Annotated in this window: 21 protein-coding genes; all 21 read left to right on the top strand. The window is 29.9% G+C overall.

All coding sequences use genetic code 11. The features are described 5' to 3' along the window. The first annotated feature begins 51 nt into the window (after positions 1-51). The 21 genes from L8X28_RS02985 to perR all read left to right on the top strand — a co-directional run bounded on the left by L8X28_RS02985 (position 52) and on the right by perR (position 22,782). Positions 52-2,889 carry a DEAD/DEAH box helicase family protein gene (locus tag L8X28_RS02985; RefSeq protein WP_263665476.1) on the top strand — a complete coding sequence of 946 codons (2,838 nt, stop codon included), beginning with the start codon at positions 52-54 and terminating at the stop codon, positions 2,887-2,889. Continuing rightward, a complete protein-coding gene (gene lpxB / locus L8X28_RS02980; RefSeq protein ID WP_263665475.1) occupies positions 2,886-3,983 on the top strand; it encodes a lipid-A-disaccharide synthase in 1,098 nt (365 codons plus the stop codon). Before L8X28_RS02985 ends, lpxB begins: the two co-directional genes overlap by 4 nt. A gap of 9 nt (positions 3,984-3,992) precedes the next feature. Then, complete coding sequence (gene greA / locus L8X28_RS02975) at positions 3,993-4,478, top strand: transcription elongation factor GreA (protein ID WP_039619215.1); 486 nt, start codon at positions 3,993-3,995, stop codon at positions 4,476-4,478. 3 nt (positions 4,479-4,481) lie between these two features. Then, positions 4,482-5,210: a UDP-2,3-diacylglucosamine diphosphatase gene (locus L8X28_RS02970; protein ID WP_412175522.1), complete on the top strand. Its 729-nt coding sequence runs from the start codon at positions 4,482-4,484 to the stop codon at positions 5,208-5,210. Continuing rightward, the gene (locus tag L8X28_RS02965) at positions 5,210-6,163 is read left to right on the top strand and encodes a chemotaxis protein (protein ID WP_133319535.1); all 954 of its coding nucleotides are present in this window, start codon (positions 5,210-5,212) and stop codon (positions 6,161-6,163) included. Before L8X28_RS02970 ends, L8X28_RS02965 begins: the two co-directional genes overlap by 1 nt. Before the next feature lie 2 nt (positions 6,164-6,165). Then, positions 6,166-8,472: a chemotaxis protein CheW gene (locus tag L8X28_RS02960; protein ID WP_263665474.1), complete on the top strand. Its 2,307-nt coding sequence runs from the start codon at positions 6,166-6,168 to the stop codon at positions 8,470-8,472. A 4-nt stretch (positions 8,473-8,476) separates the two neighbouring features. Beyond that, the gene (locus L8X28_RS02955) at positions 8,477-8,995 is read left to right on the top strand and encodes a chemotaxis protein CheW (RefSeq protein WP_133319537.1); all 519 of its coding nucleotides are present in this window, start codon (positions 8,477-8,479) and stop codon (positions 8,993-8,995) included. Then, positions 8,995-9,621, top strand: coding sequence for a phosphoserine phosphatase SerB (gene serB / locus L8X28_RS02950; RefSeq protein WP_263660473.1), 627 nt, complete (start codon positions 8,995-8,997; stop codon positions 9,619-9,621). The genes L8X28_RS02955 and serB overlap by 1 nt, the downstream gene beginning before the upstream one ends. Beyond that, on the top strand, positions 9,618-10,589 hold the full coding sequence (locus L8X28_RS02945) for a transaldolase (protein ID WP_133319539.1): 972 nt from the start codon (positions 9,618-9,620) through the stop codon (positions 10,587-10,589). Before serB ends, L8X28_RS02945 begins: the two co-directional genes overlap by 4 nt. Positions 10,590-10,636: 47 nt before the next feature. Further along, the gene (locus L8X28_RS02940; protein WP_133319540.1) at positions 10,637-11,173 is read left to right on the top strand and encodes a 50S ribosomal protein L25/general stress protein Ctc; all 537 of its coding nucleotides are present in this window, start codon (positions 10,637-10,639) and stop codon (positions 11,171-11,173) included. Position 11,174: 1 nt separating this feature from the next. Next, positions 11,175-11,714, top strand: a complete 540-nt coding sequence (gene pth, locus L8X28_RS02935) for an aminoacyl-tRNA hydrolase (protein ID WP_263665473.1) — start codon at positions 11,175-11,177, stop codon at positions 11,712-11,714. Positions 11,715-11,717: 3 nt separating this feature from the next. Beyond that, positions 11,718-12,779 carry an LptF/LptG family permease gene (locus L8X28_RS02930; RefSeq protein ID WP_263659768.1) on the top strand — a complete coding sequence of 354 codons (1,062 nt, stop codon included), beginning with the start codon at positions 11,718-11,720 and terminating at the stop codon, positions 12,777-12,779. A gap of 17 nt (positions 12,780-12,796) precedes the next feature. Further along, the gene (gene lysA / locus L8X28_RS02925; RefSeq protein WP_263665472.1) at positions 12,797-14,002 is read left to right on the top strand and encodes a diaminopimelate decarboxylase; all 1,206 of its coding nucleotides are present in this window, start codon (positions 12,797-12,799) and stop codon (positions 14,000-14,002) included. A 1-nt stretch (position 14,003) separates the two neighbouring features. Next, a complete protein-coding gene (locus L8X28_RS02920; protein WP_263665471.1) occupies positions 14,004-14,765 on the top strand; it encodes an HAD-IIA family hydrolase in 762 nt (253 codons plus the stop codon). Further along, positions 14,762-15,835, top strand: coding sequence for a prephenate dehydratase (pheA, locus tag L8X28_RS02915; protein WP_263659771.1), 1,074 nt, complete (start codon positions 14,762-14,764; stop codon positions 15,833-15,835). The genes L8X28_RS02920 and pheA overlap by 4 nt, the downstream gene beginning before the upstream one ends. Further along, positions 15,825-16,916: a histidinol-phosphate transaminase gene (hisC, locus tag L8X28_RS02910; RefSeq protein WP_263665470.1), complete on the top strand. Its 1,092-nt coding sequence runs from the start codon at positions 15,825-15,827 to the stop codon at positions 16,914-16,916. Before pheA ends, hisC begins: the two co-directional genes overlap by 11 nt. A 14-nt stretch (positions 16,917-16,930) precedes the next feature. Then, a complete protein-coding gene (gene fliF / locus L8X28_RS02905) occupies positions 16,931-18,616 on the top strand; it encodes a flagellar basal-body MS-ring/collar protein FliF (protein WP_133319547.1) in 1,686 nt (561 codons plus the stop codon). Continuing rightward, positions 18,616-19,644, top strand: a complete 1,029-nt coding sequence (gene fliG, locus L8X28_RS02900) for a flagellar motor switch protein FliG (RefSeq protein ID WP_039619192.1) — start codon at positions 18,616-18,618, stop codon at positions 19,642-19,644. The genes fliF and fliG overlap by 1 nt, the downstream gene beginning before the upstream one ends. A 4-nt stretch (positions 19,645-19,648) precedes the next feature. Then, positions 19,649-20,461: a flagellar assembly protein FliH gene (fliH, locus tag L8X28_RS02895; RefSeq protein ID WP_220566592.1), complete on the top strand. Its 813-nt coding sequence runs from the start codon at positions 19,649-19,651 to the stop codon at positions 20,459-20,461. Further along, positions 20,458-22,287 carry a 1-deoxy-D-xylulose-5-phosphate synthase gene (dxs, locus tag L8X28_RS02890; RefSeq protein WP_133319549.1) on the top strand — a complete coding sequence of 610 codons (1,830 nt, stop codon included), beginning with the start codon at positions 20,458-20,460 and terminating at the stop codon, positions 22,285-22,287. Before fliH ends, dxs begins: the two co-directional genes overlap by 4 nt. A gap of 81 nt (positions 22,288-22,368) precedes the next feature. After that, positions 22,369-22,782: a peroxide-responsive transcriptional repressor PerR gene (perR, locus tag L8X28_RS02885; protein WP_133319550.1), complete on the top strand. Its 414-nt coding sequence runs from the start codon at positions 22,369-22,371 to the stop codon at positions 22,780-22,782.

Genomic DNA, 22,782 nt, shown 5'->3' with positions numbered 1-22,782 from the left:
ATTCTTACATACTGAAAATGATAAAAACAATTAAAGCTTTAAAGGAAAATAATGGCTAAAGCAAAACAAAACACAAGAACACATTTATTGTTAAATAAATTTATCCATGATAAATCACTAGTGCAAAAGCTTGATGAAAGTTATGATTTTAGTAATTTTTCTCAAGCTATAAATTTACAATTTTATCAGCAAGAAAGTGTTAAAAATGCTTTAGCCATACTTTCTTTTTATATGAAAGATGAATTAAATTCACATGAATACAATCAAGAACGTAGAAAGCTTTTAGAATTTTATCAAGATGAAAGCGAGAATTTAAAATTACAAAAAGAACATATCGCAAGAGCTTCATTTTGGATGGCTACAGGAAGTGGTAAAACTATAGTTATGATCAAACTTATAGCTTTGATACATGAATTTATTAAAAATAATCAATTACCTAAAAAGCCTATCATGCTTTTAGCACCAAATGATAAGATTTTAAATCAATTCAAAGCAAATATAGTTAAATACAACAATCATCACAGCAATTTTATCAAAATAAAAGATTTAAAAGATTTTGAAAGCATAGAAAAAGAAGCTAGTTTGTTAAATGAAGCGGTGGTGTATTTTGCAAGAAGTGATTTACTTGAGAGTGAAGAAAATGTAGGCAAAGATAAAAAAGCAAAAAGATTAAATTATAAAAATTATCTTAATAAAGATGGTTGGTATATATTGTTAGATGAAGCTCATAGAGGCGATAGTAAAACATCATTAAGAAAAAACTATTATCATGAGCTTGCTAGAGGTTTTATCAAAGAAGATGAATTTCCAAAAGGATTTGTTTTTAATTTTTCTGCCACTTTTGAAGATGAAATAGACTTTATAACTTGTGCTTATAATTATAATCTTCAAAAATTCAATCAAGAAGGATATGGTAAAAATATAGCAGTTTTAAATGAGAATTTAGATTTTAAAAGTGAAAATAACGAAGAAGTAAAAATTAAAACGATTTTAGAAAGTTTTATAATATTCAATGCGATTGTAAAATCAAAAGAAGAATTGTTTTTAAAAAGATCAGACTTTAAATATCATAATCCTTTAATCATAGCAGTTTCTGATAAAGTAAATACTCAAGATGCGGGTATAAAAGCGTATTTTAAAGCAGTGCATAATGTATTAAAAAATAAAGCAGATATAGGCAATATAGCTTTAGAACTTTATGAAAAACTTCAAAATCAAAATTTGTATTTTGGCATAAATATGCTAAGCGATGATTTTTTAAAATATATAAAAAATGCAAATAATGATGAACTTAGAGAAAATATTTTTTATGCAAACGCAAATGCAAAATTAGAATGTTATAGCATTAAAGGAAATGATAAAGAATTGGCTTTTAAGAGTAAAAATTCAAACAAACCTTTCATGCTTTTAAATATTTCAAATGCAAAAGAATGGGAAAAAGATTTTTTACTTGAGCTTGGAGTAGAAAGTATAAGCGATATATCACAAAGTCATTTTGAAAACATCAATAGCTCACAATCTTCTATCAATATAATGCTAGGAAGTAAGGTTTTTTCAGAAGGTTGGGATAGCAACCGCGTAAATTTAATTTCTTTTATCAATATAGGAAGCATTAATGCTAAAAAATATGTTTTGCAAACTATAGGAAGAGGTGTTAGAATAGAACCTTTCTTAAATATAAGAAAGAGATTAAATGCTTTAAAAGAGATGTTTAAAATCGATGAGCGATGTGTAAATTTAGCATGCGGTTTAGAAACTCTTTTTGTAATGGCAAGTGATAATGAAGCCATAAAAGCTATCATAGAGGGTATAGAATGTGAATTTATGGAAAGTAGGCATTTAAAAGGATTTAAAGAAACAAAATTGTCGTTTAATTTACCTGTGCCAAAATACAAAAATGAAGCAAAGCTAAAAAATATTTATAAAATTTCAGAAAAAGAAGCAAAATCTTTAAAAGAATTTATAAAATCTTACGATGAGGATGTTTTGATTTTAGAGCAGTGTTTGTATAAAAATTTTAAATATTCTACATTAGAAGAATTTTATAAATTTAGCGATGGCAAAGAAAGTAAAATACAATCAGGAGGCAATGTAGAATTTAATGAAAAAACAACATTAAAAACAATCAATAGCGTGTTAAATTCTAATGCCAAAGTTTTGGATAAATTTGTAAAGTTAAAAGAAGAAATAACGCACCATAAAAATATACAAGCAAAGTTAGATTTTGAAACAGTTAAAAAAATCAATAAGACTATAAAAGATGTTTTGAATGCAAAAAGTGAAGATGAATTAAAAGCAGATTTTGAAAATAAAAAAATAAATTTAGATGAGCTAATGCAAGGTATAAAAGAAAGTCAAAAAAGCAAGGAGGTGCAAAACTATATAATTAGTGCAAAACTTAGCAAGCATTATTATAGCCCTTTAATCATTTACAATAAAAATGATAAAGAAAATAAGATTAATTTTGCCATTTCTAATAAAAGCGAAAAAGAATTTTTAGAAGATTTAGAAAGTAATTTAAAATCATCTTTTTTTGAACAATATGAATGGTATTTTTCTAAATTGGTAGAAAATCAAGATGAAATTTATATCCCTTATTTTGATGAAGAACAACAAAAAGAAAGAAAATTTTATCCTGATTTTATATTTTGGTTAAAAAATAAACAAAGTGGAGATTTTTTTATATATTTTATAGATCCAAAAGGCTTAAAAATAGAAGATAATCCTAGATTTAAATTAAAAGGCTTTAAAGCAATATTTGAAAATAAAAATTTAAGTTATGAAGATAAAAGTATAAAAGTTAATTTGTTTTTTTATAATAAAAATTATACTTTTTCAGATGAATTAAAAGACTTTGTTAAATCTACAATAGAGGATATTTTCAAATGAAAACCTTTTTAGTTTGCGCCTTAGAGCCTTCAGCAAATTTACATTTAAAAGAAGTTTTAAAAGCTTATGAAAATGAGTATAAAGAATTTGATTTAGTGGGAATTTATGATGAGAATTTATGTGAAGAATTTAGTTTAAATTCGAAGCCACTTTATAGCTCACATGAGTTTAGTGCTATGGGTTTTATAGAGGTTTTGCCACTCATTTTAAAAGCCAAAAGAGCCATAAAAGAGCTAGTGAGTTTAAGTTTTGCTCAAAAAATTGATGCGATTTTATGTATAGATTCTCCTGCCTTTAACTTACCTTTTGCAAAGGCTTTAAAAAAAGCAAATTCCAAAGTAAAAAGAATTTATTATATTTTACCTCAAGTTTGGGCATGGAAAAAAGGGCGCATTCCTATCATAGAAAGTCATTTTGATGTGCTAGCTTCTATTTTACCTTTTGATAGTGAGTTTTTTAGTAAAAGCACTTATGTGGGACATCCGCTTTTAGATGAGATAAAAGAGTTTAAAAATCAAGAAGATATAAATTCTATATTTTCAAAAAAAGATGATGAAAAAGTAATCGCTTTCTTACCGGGCTCAAGAAAAAGTGAAATAAAGCGTTTGATGCCTATTTTTAGAGAGTTAAGCACTAAATTTAAAGGTAAAAAAATCCTTTGCGTACCCGAGTTTAATTTAAAAAGATTAGAAATTTACGGAGAAATGAGTAATTTTGAAATTCAAACTAATACCCCAAAGGTGCTAAAAAATGCTGATTTTGCTTTTATTTGTAGTGGCACAGCTACACTTGAAGCAGCTTTGGTCGGCACGCCTTTTGTGCTTGCTTATAAAGCTAAAGCTATTGATGTATTTATCGCAAGATGTTTTGTAAAACTCAAACATATAGGCCTTGCAAATATCTTTTTAGATTTTGCAGGAAAAAGCGAGCTTAATCCTGAATTTTTACAAGAGCAAGTGAATGTGGAAAATTTATATCAAGCTTATCTTAAATACGATTATAAGGCATTTTTTGATAAAGTAGATTTTTTAAAAGAATATTTGCAATTTGCAAGTGCAAAAAATTTGGCTAAAATACTTTATGAAATCAAATAAGGATAAATCATGCAAAAAGAACCTATGAGTAAATACGGCTATGAGAAATTAGAAAAAGAATTAGAGCATTTAAAAAAAGTTGAACGTCCAAAAGTAGTAGAAGAAATAGACATAGCAAGAAGCCATGGAGATTTAAAAGAAAATGCAGAATATCACGCAGCTAGAGAAAAACAAGCTTTTATAGAAGGAAAGATTGCTGAACTTGGGGATTTGATCTCAAGAGCGCAAATTATCGATCCATCTTCTTATGAGCATGATAGTGTAAAATTTGGCTCAACTGTTGTTGTAGAGGACTTAGAAAGCGAAAAACAAAGCACTTATACTTTGGTAGGGGTAAATGAGGGAAATTTAGAAAAAGGCTATATTTCCATTAGTTCGCCTATTGCTAAAGCAATGCTTGGTAAAAAAGAAGGCGATGATTTTAAAGTGCGTTTACCAAAAGGCGAGAGTGAATTTGAAATCATTTCTATAGAATACAAAGCTTTGGAATTTTAATTTTTGCAAAAAATAATTATAAAAGAAAATGCTATTTTTATTGCCGATGCGCATGAAAATAAAAATAGGCGTGGTTTTTGGGAGTTTTTACAAGCCTTAAAAAATAAAAAAATTCAAACTCCACAGCTTTTTTTAATGGGTGATATATTTGATCTTTTAATTTATGAAGTAAAGGCCACGCATGATTTTGCAAAAGCTTATATAGATTTACTCGAAGAGCTTGCTAATGAAATTGAAATCATTTATTTAGAAGGCAATCATGATTTTAATTTAGCTAAATTTTTTAAAAATGTTAAGGTTTTTAGCATAAAACAGCAACCTTTGCTTTGTAAATTCCAAGATAAAACCTTAGTAAAATTAGCCCATGGGGATATTTTTTTAAAACCTTTTTTGCAGTTTTGCTTAAAGAGTTTGAGAAATCATTATTTGCTACTTTTTTTAAATTTTTTAAATGTTATTAGTAAAGAAAGAATTACTCAAAAAATTCTAAAAAATCAAAACAAAAAACAACTTATTAGAAAAATTCCCCATTTTTCTGCTTTAGTAAAAGAGCGTTTAAAGCACTATAATATAGGCTTTGTAATAGAAGGTCATTATCATCAAGATGTATTTTTAAAAAATGAAGATATAAAATATCTAAATTTAGCTACTTTTGCATACAAGGAAAGTTTTTTTATAGTAAAATATGAGCCAGAAATCAGATTTCACAAAATAGAACTTAAGGAGGCATAATGTTTGATGAGAATGTCGTTAAAACAGGTTCAAATGAAATGGAACTTGTTGATTTTCGCATCTTTAAGCAAGGCCACGATAAAGTCTATGAGGGAATTTATGGTGTAAATGTTTCTAAGGTTAGAGAAATCATTAAAATTCCTTTTTTGACTGAAATTCCAGGAGTACCTGAATATGTAGAAGGTATTTTTGATCTTCGTGGCGTGGTGATTCCTGTAATCAACCTAGCTAAATGGATGCAAATTCAAGAACCAGAAATGACAAATATAAAACCTAGAGTTATCATTACTGAATTTAGTAATGTTTTAATCGGTTTTATTGTCCATGAGGCGAAAAGAATTCGTAGAATTAATTGGAAAAATATTGAGCCAGCTACTTTTGCAACAAGTGCGGGCAGTTTAGATAAGGGTAAAATTACTGGTGTAACTAAGATCGAAGGAGATGAGGTTTTACTTATCCTAGATTTAGAAAGTATAGTGCAAGAACTTGGAATTTATACCCCGCAAACTGATATTGACGATGATAAAATTCAAAAAATCGAAGGTATGGCTTTAGCGCTTGATGATAGTTCAACTGCAAGAAAACTTGTTAAAGATTTACTAAATAAAATTGGTCTTAAAGTAATTGAAGCTAAAGATGGTGTTGAAGGTTTACATAAACTAGAAGAGCTTTATAGTACTTATGGCAGTGATTTAAATAAACATTTAAAAATTATTGTAAGTGATGTTGAAATGCCACAAATGGATGGATTCCATTTTGCAGCAAAAGTTAGAGATGATGAGAGATTTAAAAATATTCCTATCGTATTTAACTCTTCTTTATCAAATGAATTTATGAGTGATAAAGGTGTTAAAGAAGCAGGTGGAGATGGATATTTAGTTAAATTTAATGCAAGTGATTTCTTTGCTGAAATTTCTCGTATCATAGCAAAACATGAAAAAGGTGAGGAGTAAAAATGGAAGATATTCAAGAAATACTTGAGGATTTTTTAGTTGAAGCCTTTGAATTAGTCGAGCAAATTGATCATGATTTGGTTGAATTAGAAGCAAATCCTGAAGATTTAGAACTATTAAATAGAATTTTCCGCGTTGCGCATACTGTTAAAGGATCATCAAGCTTTTTAAATTTTGATGTTTTAACAAAACTTACTCATCATATGGAAGATGTTTTAAATAAAGCAAGACATAATGAGCTTAAAATTACTCCTGAAGTAATGGATGTAGTTTTAGAATCTATTGATATGATGAAAACTTTATTAAATTCTATTAGAGATAATGGAAATGATACAGCAATTGGACTTGATATAGCTCCAATTTGTGCAAGATTAACCGCAATTTCAGAAGGAGAAAGTTTAGAATCAATTACTCCGGCTAAGGCTGAAGAGCCAAAAGAAGAAGTTAAAGAAGAGCCAAAAGCTGAAGAACCTGAAGTTGATGTAAATAAACTTAGTGATGATGAAGTTGAAGCTGAAATTGAAAGACTTTTAAAAGTAAGAAAAGCTGAAGATCAAGCAAGACGCGCTGAAAAGAAAAAAACTCAAGAATCAACTCCAACTCCAAGTAAGCCAGCTCTACAGGCACAAAATGCAGCAGCTGAGAAAAAGGTCCCTGCAGCAGGTGGTGGAAGCAGTGGTGCAAATATGGATCAAACAATTAGGGTTGAAGTTAAAAGACTTGATCATTTAATGAACTTAATTGGCGAGCTTGTATTAGGTAAAAACCGCTTGTTAAAAATTTATGATGATGTTGAAGAAAGATATGATGGAGAAAAATTCTTAGAAGAATTAAATCAAGTTGTTTCTCAACTTAGTATTGTCACTACAGATATTCAACTTGCGGTTATGAAAACAAGAATGCAACCTATTGCGAAAGTATTTAATAAATTCCCAAGAGTTGTGCGTGATTTAGGCCGTGAACTTGGTAAACAAATGGAGCTTGAAATTTCAGGGGAAGAAACTGAACTTGATAAGTCTATTGTAGAAGAAATTGGCGATCCTATTATGCATATGATTAGAAATTCTTGTGATCATGGTATAGAAGATCCAGCAACGCGTATAGCTAATGGTAAACCAGAAAAAGGAACGGTTAATCTTAAAGCGTATAATGAAGGAAATCATATCGTTGTTGAAATTGCCGATGATGGTAAAGGTTTAGATGCTGATGTGTTAAAATCAAAAGCAATAGAGAAAAACTTAATCACAGAGCGTGAAGCTGATCAAATGAGTGATAAAGAAGCATTTGCATTGATTTTCAAACCAGGTTTTTCAACCGCTGCAAAAATCACCAATGTTTCAGGGCGTGGTGTTGGAATGGATGTTGTTAAAACTAATATTGAAAAATTAAATGGTGTGATTGAAATCGATAGTGAGCTTGGAAAAGGCACTGTGATGAAGCTTAAAATTCCACTTACTTTGGCGATTATTCAATCTTTACTTGTGGGAACTCAAGAAGAATTTTATGCTATTCCACTTGCAAGTGTTCTTGAAACAGTTAGAGTGCCAATTGATGATATTTATACCATTGAAGGTAAAAATGTACTTCGCTTAAGAGATGAGGTTTTATCTTTAGTAAGACTTTCAGATGTATTTGGCGTAAAACAAGTGCTTGAAAATACTGATCAAACTTATGTAGTTGTTATAGGTGTGGCAGAAAGTAAGCTTGGTATTATAGTAGATACTTTAGTAGGTCAAGAAGAAATTGTTATCAAGTCTATGGGTGAGTATTTGCAAAATATTCAAGGTATAGCAGGAGCAACTATCCGTGGTGATGGTAGAGTAACTTTGATTATCGATGTTGCTGCTATGATGGATATAGCTAAAGAAATTAAAGTTGATATTAAAGCACAAATTGAATCACAATCTAAAAAAACAACTAAAGAAAAACCAAGTGATTATACAGTGCTTATAGTGGATGATTCTAAAATGGATAGAAATATCATGCAAAAATCATTAGAGCCACTAGGTGTAAGTATTATAGAAGCAACTAATGGTGTTGAAGCATTAAATACAATTAAATCAGGCGAGCATGATATTGATGCTGTGTTGATTGATATTGAAATGCCAAGAATGGATGGTTATACCTTAGCAGGTGAAATTAGAAAATATTCTAAATATAAAAACCTCCCACTTGTTGCAGTAACTTCAAGAACTAGTAAATCAGACCGCTTAAGAGGTGTGGAAGTAGGAATGACTGAGTATATTACTAAGCCTTACTCTCCAGAGTACTTAGAAAATGTAGTTAGAAAAAATTTAAAACTAGGATAAGAAGATGAATGATAAATTAAACCAGGTTTTGCAAAAACAACAAGCGCAAATTGCAGAACCTGATGTAGATAAAGAAGAGGATATTATTCAGCTTGTTGGCTTTGTGGTAGGAGATGAGGAATACGCTATTCCAATTCTTAATATCCAAGAAATTATTAAACCTATAGAATATACTAGGGTTCCAAGTGTGCCTGATTATGTTTTAGGTGTGTTTAATATGAGGGGTAATGTTATGCCTTTGATTGATCTTGCTAAAAGATTTAATCAAGGTAGTTCTAAAATGACTCCTCAAACAAGATATATTGTTTTAAAAGGTATAGCAAATGGCAATCAAACTCCTGCAGGTAATGCAGGCTTTGTGATAGATAGATTAACAGAAGCTATTAAAATTCACAGAAGTAGGATTGATCCACCACCTGAAACTTTACTAAAAGAAAAAGGTATGATTTTTGGTATAGGCAAAAGAGAAGAAAATATCTTGACTATATTAAAAGCTGAAGCTTTATTAAAGCGTGAGTTTTAATGATAAAGCTTTGTGCCTTTGACTTTGATTCTACGCTAATGGATGGGGAAACTATCGATATTTTAGCGCAAGAATATAATGTTGGTGATGCTGTAAAAGCAATCACCAACAAAGCAATGAATGGTGAGCTTGATTTTTTTGAAAGCTTAAGTTCTAGAGTAGCTTTGCTTGAAGGTATGCCTATAGAGCAGGTAAAGAAATGCTGTGAAAATTTACCTTTGATGAATGGTGCTAAAGAATTATGTGAATATTTAAAAAGTAAGAATATAAAAATAATTGTTTTTAGTGGTGGATTTCATGAAGGAATTGATTTAATACAAAATAAACTTCATTTTGATTTTGGTTTTGCTAACTTTTTACATAGTAAAAATGGTTTTTTAACAGGAAAAGTTGGCGGAGAAATTATGTTTAATAACTCAAAAGGTATTATACTACAAAGACTTAAGAAATTTTTAAATTTAAAAACAGAAGAAATTATGTGTGTAGGCGATGGAGCTAATGATATTTCTATGTTTAAAGAATGTGGATTAAAAATAGCTTTTTGTGCCAAAGAAATTTTAAAATCTCATGCAGATATTTGTATAGATAAGAAAGATTTAAAAGAAATAATAAAGGCAATACAATGAAAAAATTTTCACTATGGTGTGATTTTATAGAAAATGAATTTTTAGATCATGAATTTTTAGATTTAATTTACTCAAAAACAATCAATGGTGCTACCTCAAATCCTGCTATTTTTAAAAATGCGATTTTAAACTCAGCTATTTATAAAGAAAAAATCAAAAAATCAAATCTTAAAGATAAAAAAGCTTTATATGAGTATCTTGCGATAGAAGATATAGCTAAGGCTGCGGATAAATTAGCTATTAATTATTATGAAAATAATGATGGTTTTATTAGTATTGAAATTGATCCAAGATTAAAAGATAATACTAGTCTATCTTTGGCCGAGGCAAAAAGATTATACATGCAAATTGCAAAAGAAAATGTGATGATGAAAATTCCTGCTACAGAAGCTTCTTATGAAGTAATGCAAGAATTAATGAAAAATGGTATTAATGTTAACGCTACTTTGATTTTTGATTTTGAGCAAACTAAAAAATGCTTTGAAGCTTTAAATTTAGGTTTAAAAGAATTTAGAAAAAATAATACCACAGCTAAAAAAGAGCCTCGAGCAGTTATTAGTATTTTTGTAAGCCGTTTTGATAGATTATTAAATAATCAAGTTTTAGATAAAAATTATATAGGAATTCTTACTGCAACAAAGGCTTATAATTATATCATTAAACAAAATGAAACAAATATTAGAGCTTTATTTGCAAGTACAGGTGTTAAGGGTGATGATTTAGAAAAAGATTATTATATTAAAGAACTACTCTATGATAAAGCTATTAATACTGCACCACTAGATGCTATTAAGGCTTTTAAAGGTAAGCAAATTATATTTAAAGAGCCTTTAAAAGATGAGTGTATAGAGAAAAAACTGAATGCAAATATTTCAAAAGATGCTTTAAGTAAAGCTTGTAAAGATTTGCTTGATGATGGGTTGGAGCAATTTTGCATAGCTTATGAAGATATTTTAAAATCTTTATAAACTTATTTAGCTATAATTAGCGTTTATTTTTTTTAGAAAGGAAACAGATGTTAGAAGGTATCGTTAGAGAGAGTATCGGTAGAAAAGCTGCTAAAGCTTTAAAAAGAGATGGTTATCTAATCGCAAACATCTACGGAAAAGGATTAGAAAACATCAATGCTGCTTTTAAAGTAAATGAATTTATTAAAGAAGTACGCAAAAAAACTACTTTAGCTTTTGATGTAAAAGTAGCAGATAAAGTATTAAATGTTGTGGTAGTTGATTATCAAAAAGATCCTGTAACTGCAGAATTAAAACACGTAGATTTAAAAGTAGCACAAAAAGGTGTTATTTCTAAATATATGGTTCCTGTAAAAATCGTAGGAACAGCTATGGGTCTTAAAAATAAAGGTGTTTTAATCCAATCAAAAAGAAGATTGAAAGTAAAATGTGCAGCTGAAAACTTACCAAATTATTTTGAATTAGATGTAACTAAACTTGATGTTGGTGATGCACTTTTAATCCGCGATGTAGTTGTGCCTGAGGGTGTAACTATGGTTGATGCTGATAGAGTAGCTGTAGTTGGCGTAGAAAAAGCAAGATAAAATGACCTTAGTCGTAGGACTTGGTAATATAGGAGAACAATACGCCCAAACCCGTCACAATGTAGGGTTTATGCTAATTGATTTAATTTTGAAAGATTTGCAAACAACAAAGCTTTCAAATGCCAAATTTAAAGGAGAGCTTTTTAAAGGCTCTTCTACTTTTTTTTTAAAACCTTCCACTTATATGAATTTATCAGGAGAAAGTGTAAAAGCTGTTAGTGAATATTATAAATGTGATAGAATCATTGTAATCCATGATGATATAGATTTAAATTTGGGTGCATTGAAATTTAAAATGGGTGGATCAAGCGGTGGACATAATGGGCTTAAAAGTATAGATAATCTTTGTGGCAATGCTTATGAGAGGGTACGCATAGGAGTAGGAAAAGAACAAGATGTAATTTCTCATGTTTTGGGAAAATTTAAACAAGAAGAACAAGAAAGTTTAACTAAGGTTTTAGAACATAGCAAAAAAGCTTTACTTGAGCTTTTAAATTCTGATATAGAAAAAATCGCTTCAAAATATTCTTTAAAAAGTTAAACGATGAGTATATTTTTTCGCTATATTTCATCTTTGTATTTAAAATCATTTTTTATTTTATTTTTTTCTTTGACTTTTTTCTTCGTAGCGATTGATTTTTTACTCAATTTCAATAGACTGCCAAAAAGTGCAAATTTAGAGCTTTTGTATATATTTTTCTTAACATGTTCAGCAGCTTCTTATATACTACCTTTAGCTATAGTCCTTGCTTTGGTTTTATGTATTTTTAATATGATACGCTCAAATGAATTTGTTAGCTTATATGCTTTGGGTTTAAGTAAAAATCAAGTGATTTTTTATCCTTTTTTATGGGCTATGTTTTTTTGTTGTGTTTATGTAGGACTTAATTTTAGTGCCTTTGCTTATGCAGATGAATATAAAAGTAATATTCTCAAGCGTGGCGTTGTAGATAGAGAGGGTGGGGAAGTTTTGATTAAATATAATGATAAATTTATTTATATACAAAAAACAAGTTCTCAAACCTTATATAATGTAAAAATCTTTGATGTAAAAAATTTAGACATTCAAAGCACAATCCATGCAAAAACTGCTAAATTTGATGGAGATTCTTGGAACTTAAATGACGCTAAAGCTACTAATGTACCACAAAATTTGATTGTTTCAAAAGAGGGTTTAAGCGTAGAAGAATTTAAAAATATCAAAGGCTTAGAAGATTTTTCTCCAAAAATCTTAGAAAGAATTTCTTTAGTAGAGAGCAATCCTTCTTATTCTATTTTAGACGCGCTAGAAAGTATGGCAATTTTTGCAAAACAAAATATTTCTACTAATACACTTAGAACAAGTTTATATTCTTTAGTTCTTACACCATTTTTTGCGCCATTTTTAATGCTTATTGTGTATTATTATTTTCCTTTAACAGCAAGATTTTTTAATCTCGCACTTTTAGCTTTTGTGTTTTTTGTGTGCATACTTTTAGTTTGGGGTTTGTTGTTTTTATTAACAAGATTGAGTGAAAATGAAATTTTACTTCCAGAGCTTGGTATAATGCTACCAGTATTTATTTTAATAAGTATAGGAAGTTTTTATTATTTTAAACACAAATAACTACAAGTGAGGTTTTTATGGATTATTTAAAACTAGCAAAGGAATACAACACACCATTTTATATTTATGATTTTGATAAAATTAAAGAGCGTTTTACAATGTTAAAAGATGCTTTTAAGGCAAGAAAATCACAAATTTTTTATGCAGTCAAAGCAAATTCTAATTTAAGTGTTTTAAAGCTTTTAGCTTCTTTAGATAGTGGGTTTGATTGTGTTAGTGCGGGTGAGATTTATAGAGCTTTAAAAGCAGGGGCTAAAAATTATAAAATTATTTTTAGCGGGGTAGGTAAAAGTGCTGATGAATTAAAATATGCTTTAGAGCAAAACATACTTTATGTAAATTTAGAAAGTTATGAAGAAATGCTTCTTTTGGAGCAAATTGCTAAAGAAAATCAAAAGATAGCTCGTATAAGTATAAGGGTAAATCCAAATGTAGATGCTAAAACACATCCTTATATTTCTACAGGTTTGCATGAAAATAAATTTGGTGTAGATATAGAAAGTGCTAAAAAAATGTATCTTTATGCTAAAAACTCACAATTTTTAGAGTCAGTTGGAGTGCATTTTCACATAGGTTCACAAATTCTTGATATAAGTAGTATCCATGAGGCCTCAGCGATTGTTGCAAAATTAGTAAAAGAACTTTTAGCTTTGAAAATTAATATTAAATTCTTTGATATAGGCGGGGGTTTAGGAGTTTGTTATAAAGATGAACAAGAGCCAAATTTATATGATTATGCTCAAGGAATTTTAGCAAGTTTGCAAGGTCTTGATGTGTGTATAGGTATGGAACCTGGCAGGTTTTTGGTAGCAAATGCAGGTGAGTTTGTTACTAAAGTTTTATATGAAAAATTTAATGATAAAAAGCGTTTTGTGATTATTGATGGGGCGATGAATGATTTATTGCGTCCAAGTTTATATAGTGCTTATCATGAAATCAAGCTTTTGAGTGAAAATAAAGAAGAAAGTCTTTGTGATATTGTTGGTGGGGTTTGTGAGAGTGGAGATTTTTTAGCTAAAGATAGAAAACTAGCTAAAACAAAAGCAGGAGATTTGATCATAGTTAAAAGCGCAGGTGCATATGGTTTTAGCATGAGTAGTAATTACAATACTCGCAATAGAGTATGTGAGCTAGCTTGTGAAAATGGCAAGGTAAGAATGATTAGAAAAAGAGAAAGTTATGAGGATCAAATTGCTTTAGAGCTTGATTTTTTAAGGGATTAAAATGTTGTTTTTAGATGTGCAAGGAACTTTGATTTCAGATCATGATAAAAGTCCTATAAATGGTGCTTTAGAACTCATTAAATCTTTAAATAAAGAAAAAATTCCTTATGTGATTATTACTAATAACACCAAAAGATTAGATTTTTTAAATTATTTGCAAAATTTGGGTTTTGAAATTAATGAAAAGGTTTATATTGATCCTTTTTGTGTTTTAAAAGATTATTTAAAACCTTGTAAAATAGTAGCTTTTGGGGCAAAAGAATTTTTAGATTCACTTCAAGAGTTAGGTTATGAGCTTGATTATAAAAATCCAAAAGCATTTTTGCTAGCAAGTTATGATGATTTTAAATTTCAAGATTTTGCTAATATGATAGAGTATATTAAAGATGGCGTGCAAGCTATAGCAATGCATGAGGGTAGTATTTATAAGAAAAACTCAAGGCTTTATCCAGGCGTTGGAAGTATCATGTCTATGCTTAAAAATGCATGCGAGTTTGATTATAAAGTGATAGGAAAACCTAGTAAGGCTTTTTATGAAAGTGCTTTAAATTTATTAAAACAGCAAGATTGTAATGTGAGTTTTAAAAAAACTTTAATTATTAGTGATGATTTTAAAGGCGATTTGCTTGGTGCTTATGAGCTTGGTATGCAAACAGGCTTAGTTTTAAGTGGTAAAATTTCTAACACTCAAGGTCTTGATACAACTAAACTTAATTTTGTATATGATAGTATTAAGGATTACTACATATCGAGGTTTAAATGAAAGATATAGAAAAATTACGCAATAAAATCGATACTATCGATGATAAAATTTTGGCTTTGCTTAATGAAAGAATGCTTCATGTTAAAGATATAGGAGTTATTAAACAAAATTTAGGTGGGAGTATTTATAGACCTGAGCGTGAAAGAGCTATTATAAATAGACTTAAAAATTATAATCATGGTTTATTAGATCAAAATGCAATCGAAGCAATTTACCAAGAAATTTTTGCCGTATCAAGAAATTTAGAAATGCCTCAAAGCATAGCTTATTTAGGGCCTGAAGGAAGTTATACGCATCAAGTAGCAAGAACGCGTTTTGGTGCTATGAGTCGTTATACTCCACTTGCAAATATAGAAGATGTTTTTAAAGAATTAGCTCACAAAGAAGCAAAATATGGAGTAGTACCTATAGAAAATAATACAGCAGGTGCAGTGGGTGTGACGCTTGATTGTCTTGGAAAATATGAAGATGTAAAGATTTTTGCTGAAATTTATATGGACATTCATCATTCTTTTGTAAGTATGAGTGAAAATTTAAAAGATATTAAACGCATATATTCTCATCCACAAGGCTATAATCAATGTAGAAATTTTTTAGAAAGTCATGATTTAAGTGAAGTAGAATTTGTAGCAAGCAAATCCACAGCTCATGCGGCTTACTTAGCTTCGCAAGATGTTACTTCAGCTGCGATTTGCTCTAAAATTGCAGCAAAACTTTATAATGTACCTATATTATTTGAAACGATTGAGGATAATTTGGCAAATCGCACTAGGTTTTTGATTTTAAGTGATATAAAAATACCTCAAATGCCTCATTGTAAAACTTCTATCTTAGCACTTGCTGCACACAAACCAGGTGGGCTTAGCGATTTGTTATATGAGTTTAAAAAAGAGGGGATAAATTTAACAAAACTTGAATCACGCCCTATAAAAACAAGAGAATTTGTGCATAGTTTTTATATAGATTTTGAAGGACATATTGATGATGAAAATGTCCAAAGAGTATTAAAAAAAGCTGAGCATATAAAATGGCTTGGATCATATTTATCAGGAGAAAGCAATGAAATTTAATCCTTTTTTAGAGGCTATTAAAACTTATGAAAGTGGCAAGGATATGGATTTAGTTGCTAAAGAATATGGTTTAAAAGAAGTTATTAAACTAGCAAGTAATGAAAATCCTTATGGCACAAGTAAAAAAGCTAAAGAAGCCATCATAAATAATGCACATTTAGCTCATTTATATCCTGATGATACTATGAGTGAATTAAAACAAGCTCTAGCACAAAAATATGATATTTTAAAAGAAAATCTCATTATAGGTAGTGGGAGTGATCAAATCATAGAATATATAGTACATGCAAAACTTGATCATTCTAAGGCTTATTTGCAATGTGGGGTTAGTTTTGCTATGTATGAAATTTATGCAAAACAACTAGGAGTTAAGATTTATAAAACTCCAAGTTTAACCCATGATTTAAATGAGTTATATGAGTTATATCAAAAGCATAAAAATGAAATCAAAGTAATTTTTTTATGCTTACCTAACAATCCTTTGGGTGAGTGTTTAGACGCAAGTGAGGTTTTTGAGTTTTTAGAGAAAATTGATGAAGATTGTTTGGTGGCCATTGATGGAGCTTATAATGAATTTGCTTCATTTAAAGATAGCAAAAAGCATATTAATCCTAAAGAATTAATCCATAAATTTCAAAATGCAGTATATCTAGGAACCTTTTCTAAGCTTTATGGTTTGGGTGGTATGAGAGTGGGTTATGGTATAGCTTGCAAGGAAATTATCAATGCATTTTATAAATTACGAGCACCTTTTAATGTGACTAATTTGAGTTTAAAAGCTGCTGTTGCTGCATTAGATGATGATGAGTTTGTGCAAAAAACCTTAGAAAATAATTTTTCACAAATGAAACTTTATGAAGATTTTGCTAAAAATTATAAAATTCGATACATTCCAAGCTATACAAATTTTATTACCTATTTTTTTGATGAAAAAAATAGCACAGATTTATCTGAAAAACTGCTTAAAAACGGTATAATAATAAGAAATTTACAAAGTTATGGTTTAAATGCTGTGCGTATAAGTATAGGTACAGAGTATGAAAATTCAAAGTTTTTTGAAGAGTTTTCTAAAAATTTTTAGTTTGTAGGAAATAAATGGATTATAAAACTATACTGCACCAAGTAGGTCAGCTTTATCAAAATTTAAGTTTAAGACAGCGTATTATTATTGCTGCTTCTATTGTTGTTGTAGTTGGATTTTTAGTATTTTTAACCCTTTTTAGAAGTGGCTCTACAGTAGCTAGCGAAGCTGGATATTCAGTATTATTTGAAAATGCTAATACTAGTGATTCGGCGATGATAGTAACTCAGCTTGAAAAAAGTGGAGTTCCTTATATTTTGCGTAATGAAGGAACGATTTTAGTTCCTAATGAACAAGTATATAAACAGCGTTTAGCTATTGCTTCTGCAGGATTATTGCCAAAAGATAATAAAGTAGGCTTTGAGCTTTTTGATAAACAAGAATTTGGAGCCACAGAAGCTGAGCAAAAGGTAAAATACCAAAGAGCATTAGAAGGTGAGCTTGCTAGAACGATTGAAAGTTTAGAGCCTATTCATAGTGCTACGGTTCATATTGCTTTTGCTAAAGATACACTTTTTACCCAACAACAAGTTCCACCAACTGCTTCAGTAGCTTTGACTATAAAAGAAGGTTTAAAGCTTAATAAAAAGCAAATTATGGGGATTAAAAACCTAATCGCTTCTTCAGTAACAAAACTTACTCCAGAAAATGTAAAAATCATGGATCAAAAAGGTATTCCTTTAGATGATGAGGGTGCTTTTGAAAGTGATTTAATTGCTGCTCAAATTAAATATAAAAGAGATCAAGAATATGAATTAGAGCAAAAAATTGTTGCTTCTATTGCTCCATTTGCAGGTGGCTATGATAGGGTAGTAGCAAAGGTTAGTATTGATTATGATTTTTCTAAAGAAGAATCACAAAGTGAAGTATATGATCCAAATACCGTTGTGCGTAGTGAGCAAACCTTGGAAGAGCATAGAGAAGGCTATAAAGATAAAGAAATTCAAGGTGTACCAGGTGCTGTTTCAAACATCGGTCCTGTGGAAGGTTTGGATGATAAAGGTGCGCGCGAGGTTTATACTAAAAATCAAACTACAACTAATAATGAAATTTCTAAAAAAATTACCAACACCACTAAGCAATTTGCAACCATTAAAAGAATTTCTGCAGCCGTTGTGGTAGATGGAAAGTATAAAGTAATTACTGATGATCAGGGAAATATTACTAATGAATATATTCCTTTGAGTGATAAAGAAATTAAAGCGATTGAAAATCTTACTAAAGGTGCCATAGGATTTAATCTTGCTAGAGGTGATGCGGTTGAAGTAAATAATTTGGAATTTCATAGAACAGCTAAAGTTGAAAATAAGGTTCAAACTTTTTATTCAAGATTTGTTGAGCCTTTTATTCCACCTGTTAAGTATGTATTTGCCGCGATTTTGCTTTTTATCTTTTACAAAAAAGTTATTGTGCCATTTTCTCAAAAAATGCTTGCAGATATTAGACTTGAAGAAGAGATGGAAGGTAAGGATGGGCAGATTATTGATGAGGCTGAAGATGCTATTGAAAAATTCAATGCTGCTCGTAGAAAAGTTGAAGAACAGCTTGGTTTTGGAGATAGTTTTGATGAGGATGCATTACAATATGATGTTTTACTTGAAAAATTAAGAGCAGTAGCTAATGAAAAAGGCGAAGAAGTGGCATTATTGTTGCAAAAACTTGTTGAAAATGAAGCTGAATTTGGTGAGAAGGATATCTAATGATAAAGCTTAGCGAAGAACAAAAAATGGTCTATGATGACCTTTCTATGCCAGAAAAGGTTGCCATATTTTTAATCCAACTTGGAGAAGATGTAACGACAGTTTTATTTTCTCATATGGATATTAATGTCATCACTGAAATTTCTCGCTATATTGCTTTAGCAAAAAATGTTGATAAGCCAGTTGCTACTGCAGTGCTTGAGGAATTTTATACTTTATTACAATCAAATCAATACTTAAAAAGTGGTGGTTTGGAATATGCAAAAGAAATTTTATTTAGAACTTTTGGTCCTGAAATTGCCAATAAAATTTTGGAAAAACTTACCAAAAGTATGGAAAATAATCAAAATTTTGCTTATCTTTCACAAATTAAACCACAACAACTTGCAGACTTTATCATTAAAGAACACCCGCAAACTATAGCTTTGATTTTAGCTCATATGGATACTACTCAAGCTGCTGAAACTTTGGAATATTTTAGCGATGAATTAAGAGCTGAAGTTGTAATAAGAATGGCAAATCTTGGAGATATATCTCCTTCAATTATCAAAAGAGTATCTGCTGTGCTTGAAAGTAAGCTTGAAAGTCTTACTTCTTATAAAGTTGAAGTGGGTGGTCCAAGAGCAGTTGCTGAAGTGCTTAATCGCTTGGGTCAAAAAGCCTCTAAAACAACACTTTCTTATATTGAGCAAAGTGATGAAAAACTTGCTACAACCATTAAAGATTTAATGTTTACCTTTGATGATATTTCTCAACTTAGTACTAATGCGATTAGAGAAGTTTTAAAAGCTGCTGACAAGCGTGATTTGATGATAGGTTTAAAGGGCGCAAGCGAGGATTTAAAACAAAAATTTATGTCCAATATGTCTACGCGTGCTGCTGAAGCTTTTGTAGAAGAAATGGGCTTTTTGGGTGCTGTGCGTGTTAAAGATGTAGAAGAAGCACAAAGAAAAGTTGTAGAAGTGGTGCAAAAACTTGCAGAACAAGGTCTTATCCAAGTGGGTGAGGCTGATGAGATGATAGAGTAAGATTATGGCAAAATTAACCAATGTAATTTCACCTGAAAATATTTCTGCTCATGTAGTTGAGGGTTATCATTTTAAAGTTATGAGTGAAATGCCCTCTAGTGAAGAACAAAAACAAGAAGAAATTCAAACTATAAATCAAGTCTCTCCTGTCCAAAACACACAACAAGCAGTAGAAAATCAAACAATAGAAGCTACTCCACAAGCCCCACAACCACAAATTCAACCTGATTTTGTTGAAGATTTACTTAAAAAAACTGATGAAATGTCAGGAAATATCATTAAGTTGCAAATGCAGATAGAAAGCCAAGAGGCTGAATTTAACAATCGTTTAAACACAGAATTAGAACATGCAAAGGAAAAATTTACTAAAGAAGGTTATGAACAAGCACAAAAGAATTTTGAAAGCGAATTAGAAGCCTTGAAGGAAAAATACTTAAAAAGCGTAGAAAAGCTTGAAAATACAGTGCAAAATTTAAATGAGTTTTTATCTAAAAATGAAAAAGAATTAGCCGATACAGCTGTAATTATTGCAAAAGAAGTGATTGCAAAAGAGCTCGAAGAAAATTCATCACTTATAGCATTAAATTTAGCAAAAGAACTTATGAGTGAACTTAAAAATGCTACCAAGATAGAATTAAAGCTAAGTCCTGATGATTTTGAATATGTAAAAACACACTTGCAAGAACAAAGCAATATTAAATTTAGTCTTGATGATGCGATTAATAAGGGAAGTATTTTAATATTAAGTGATGCGGGTAATATAGAGTCAAACCTTAACAATCGTTTGCAAAAAATCAAAAACATGGTTAATGAATGATAGATTTAAATAACTTAAATATTAAAAATATGCAAATTAAAGAACTGGAAAATTTAGCTAGTAATTTGCGTGAAGTTATCATAGATACAGTGAGTAAAAATGGTGGACATTTAAGCTCAAATTTAGGTGTAGTTGAGCTTAGTATAGGAATGCATTATGTTTTTGATGTGCGAAAAGATCCTTTTATTTTTGATGTTTCACACCAATCTTATCCACATAAGCTTTTAAGTGGTAAGATAGATAATTTTCATACTTTAAGACAATTTAATGGCTTGAGTGGATATACAAAGCCTGATGAGGGGGATTATTTTGTAGCAGGACATTCAAGCACTTCTATATCTTTAGCAGTTGGAGCTTGTAAAGCTATAAGATTAAAAAAAGAAGATCGTTTGCCTGTTGTATTAATAGGCGATGGGGCATTAAGTGCGGGTATGGCATATGAAGCTTTAAACGAGCTTGGCGATAGAGAATATCCTTGTGTGATTATTTTAAATGATAATGAAATGAGTATTTCAAGGCCAATTGGAGCTATTTCAAAATATCTTTCTCAAGCAATGGCAACGCAGTTTTATCAAAAATTTAAAAAACGCATAGAAAATCTTTTAGAGTATTTTCCTCAAGGTGCATCTTATATGGCAAAGCGTTTTGAAGAGGGTTTAAGACTTATTACACCTGGACTCTTATTTGAAGAATTAGGACTTGAATATATCGGGCCTATTGATGGACATAATTTAAATGAAGTTATTAACGCACTAAATCAAGCTAAGGCTATGAATAAGCCTTGCGTTGTGCATGCACAAACTATCAAAGGCAAAGGTTATACATTAGCTGAAGGTAAAAATGCTAAATGGCACGGAGTAGGTGCTTTTGATAGAAGTAGCGGAGAGAGTTTAAAGGCTAATATGAACAAAAAAAGTGCGACAGAAATTTTTTCAAATACACTTTTAAATTTAGCTCAAAAATATGAAAATATAGTAGGTGTAACTGCTGCTATGCCAAGTGGAACTGGAATAGATAAGCTAATGGAAAAATATCCTGAGCGTTTTTGGGATGTAGCAATTGCAGAACAACATGCAGTTACTTCTATGGCAGCTATGGCTAAAGAAGGTTTTAAGCCTTTTATAGCAATTTATAGCACTTTCATGCAAAGAGCTTATGATCAAGTTATCCATGATTGTGCTATTATGAATTTAAATGTAGTTATTGCTATGGATAGAGCTGGTATAGTAGGAGAGGATGGGGAAACTCATCAAGGTGCTTTTGATGTTAGTTTTTTAAGTGCTATACCAAATATTACTTTAGCGGCTCCAAGAGATGAGGCTATGATGGAAAAAATTATGGAGTATGCTTATTTTCATCAAGGTGTTTTTGCTTTTCGTTATCCTAGAGGTAATTTTTTATTAGATGAAAATTTTAATCCATGTGAGATAAAACTTGCAAAAGCTCAAATTTTATCTAAAGTGCAAAGCGATAAAGTATTTTTAGGTTTTGGTCAGGGTGTGGCTAAGGCAAAACTAGCTTTAGATAAACTTGGTTTAGATTATGCAAGCTTAATAGATTTGATTTTTGCAAAACCTTTAGATGAAGAGCTTTTAAAAGAATTGGCAAAAGATACAAAAACTTGGTTTGTTTTTTCAGATAGTGCTAAGATAGGTGGAGTGGGAAGTTTAATTGCAACTTTCTTGCAAAAAGAAAATCTTTATCATATAAAACTAGTAAGTTTTGAATTTGAAGATCAATTTATAACTCATGGTAAAACAAATGAAGTAGAAAAATTTCTAGAAATTGATGTTGAATCTTTGTGTAAAAAGATTAAAATTTATTAAAAGATAAAAAATATCCTTTAATATAATCATTTTTTTATAAAAAAAGCGTTATACTATATAAAAAATATCGGAGAATTAATAATGGAACTTATTCAATTGCTTAAAAATTGTGATTTAAAAGCTACTCCTCAAAGACTTTGTATTTTAAAAATTTTAAAACGCCATGAACATCCTAATATAGAATCTTTATACGAAAGCATTAAGGAGGAATATCCTTCTATCTCTTTAGCTACAGTGTATAAAAATTTAAATACTCTAAAAGAACAAGGTTTGGTTGTAGAAATCAACACTCCAAATCAAAAAACTTGTTATGATATTTATGAATATCCTCATATACATGTAATTTGTAGCAAATGCAATCATATAGAAGATGTATGTTATGAAGATAGTGGGATAAATAAATACCAAGAAGATCTTGAGAAAAAAATTGGCAATATTATTGATTATCTTGGCGTATTTGCTTATGTGAATGGTTGTAAAGCTTGTAAAAAATAA

The sequence above is a fragment of the Campylobacter sp. CNRCH_2016_0050h genome, assembly GCF_025772605.1.
In the GTDB taxonomy this organism is placed as follows: Bacteria; Campylobacterota; Campylobacteria; order Campylobacterales; family Campylobacteraceae; genus Campylobacter_D; species Campylobacter_D lari_D.
This window is presented reverse-complemented; position numbering and strand designations above follow the sequence as displayed.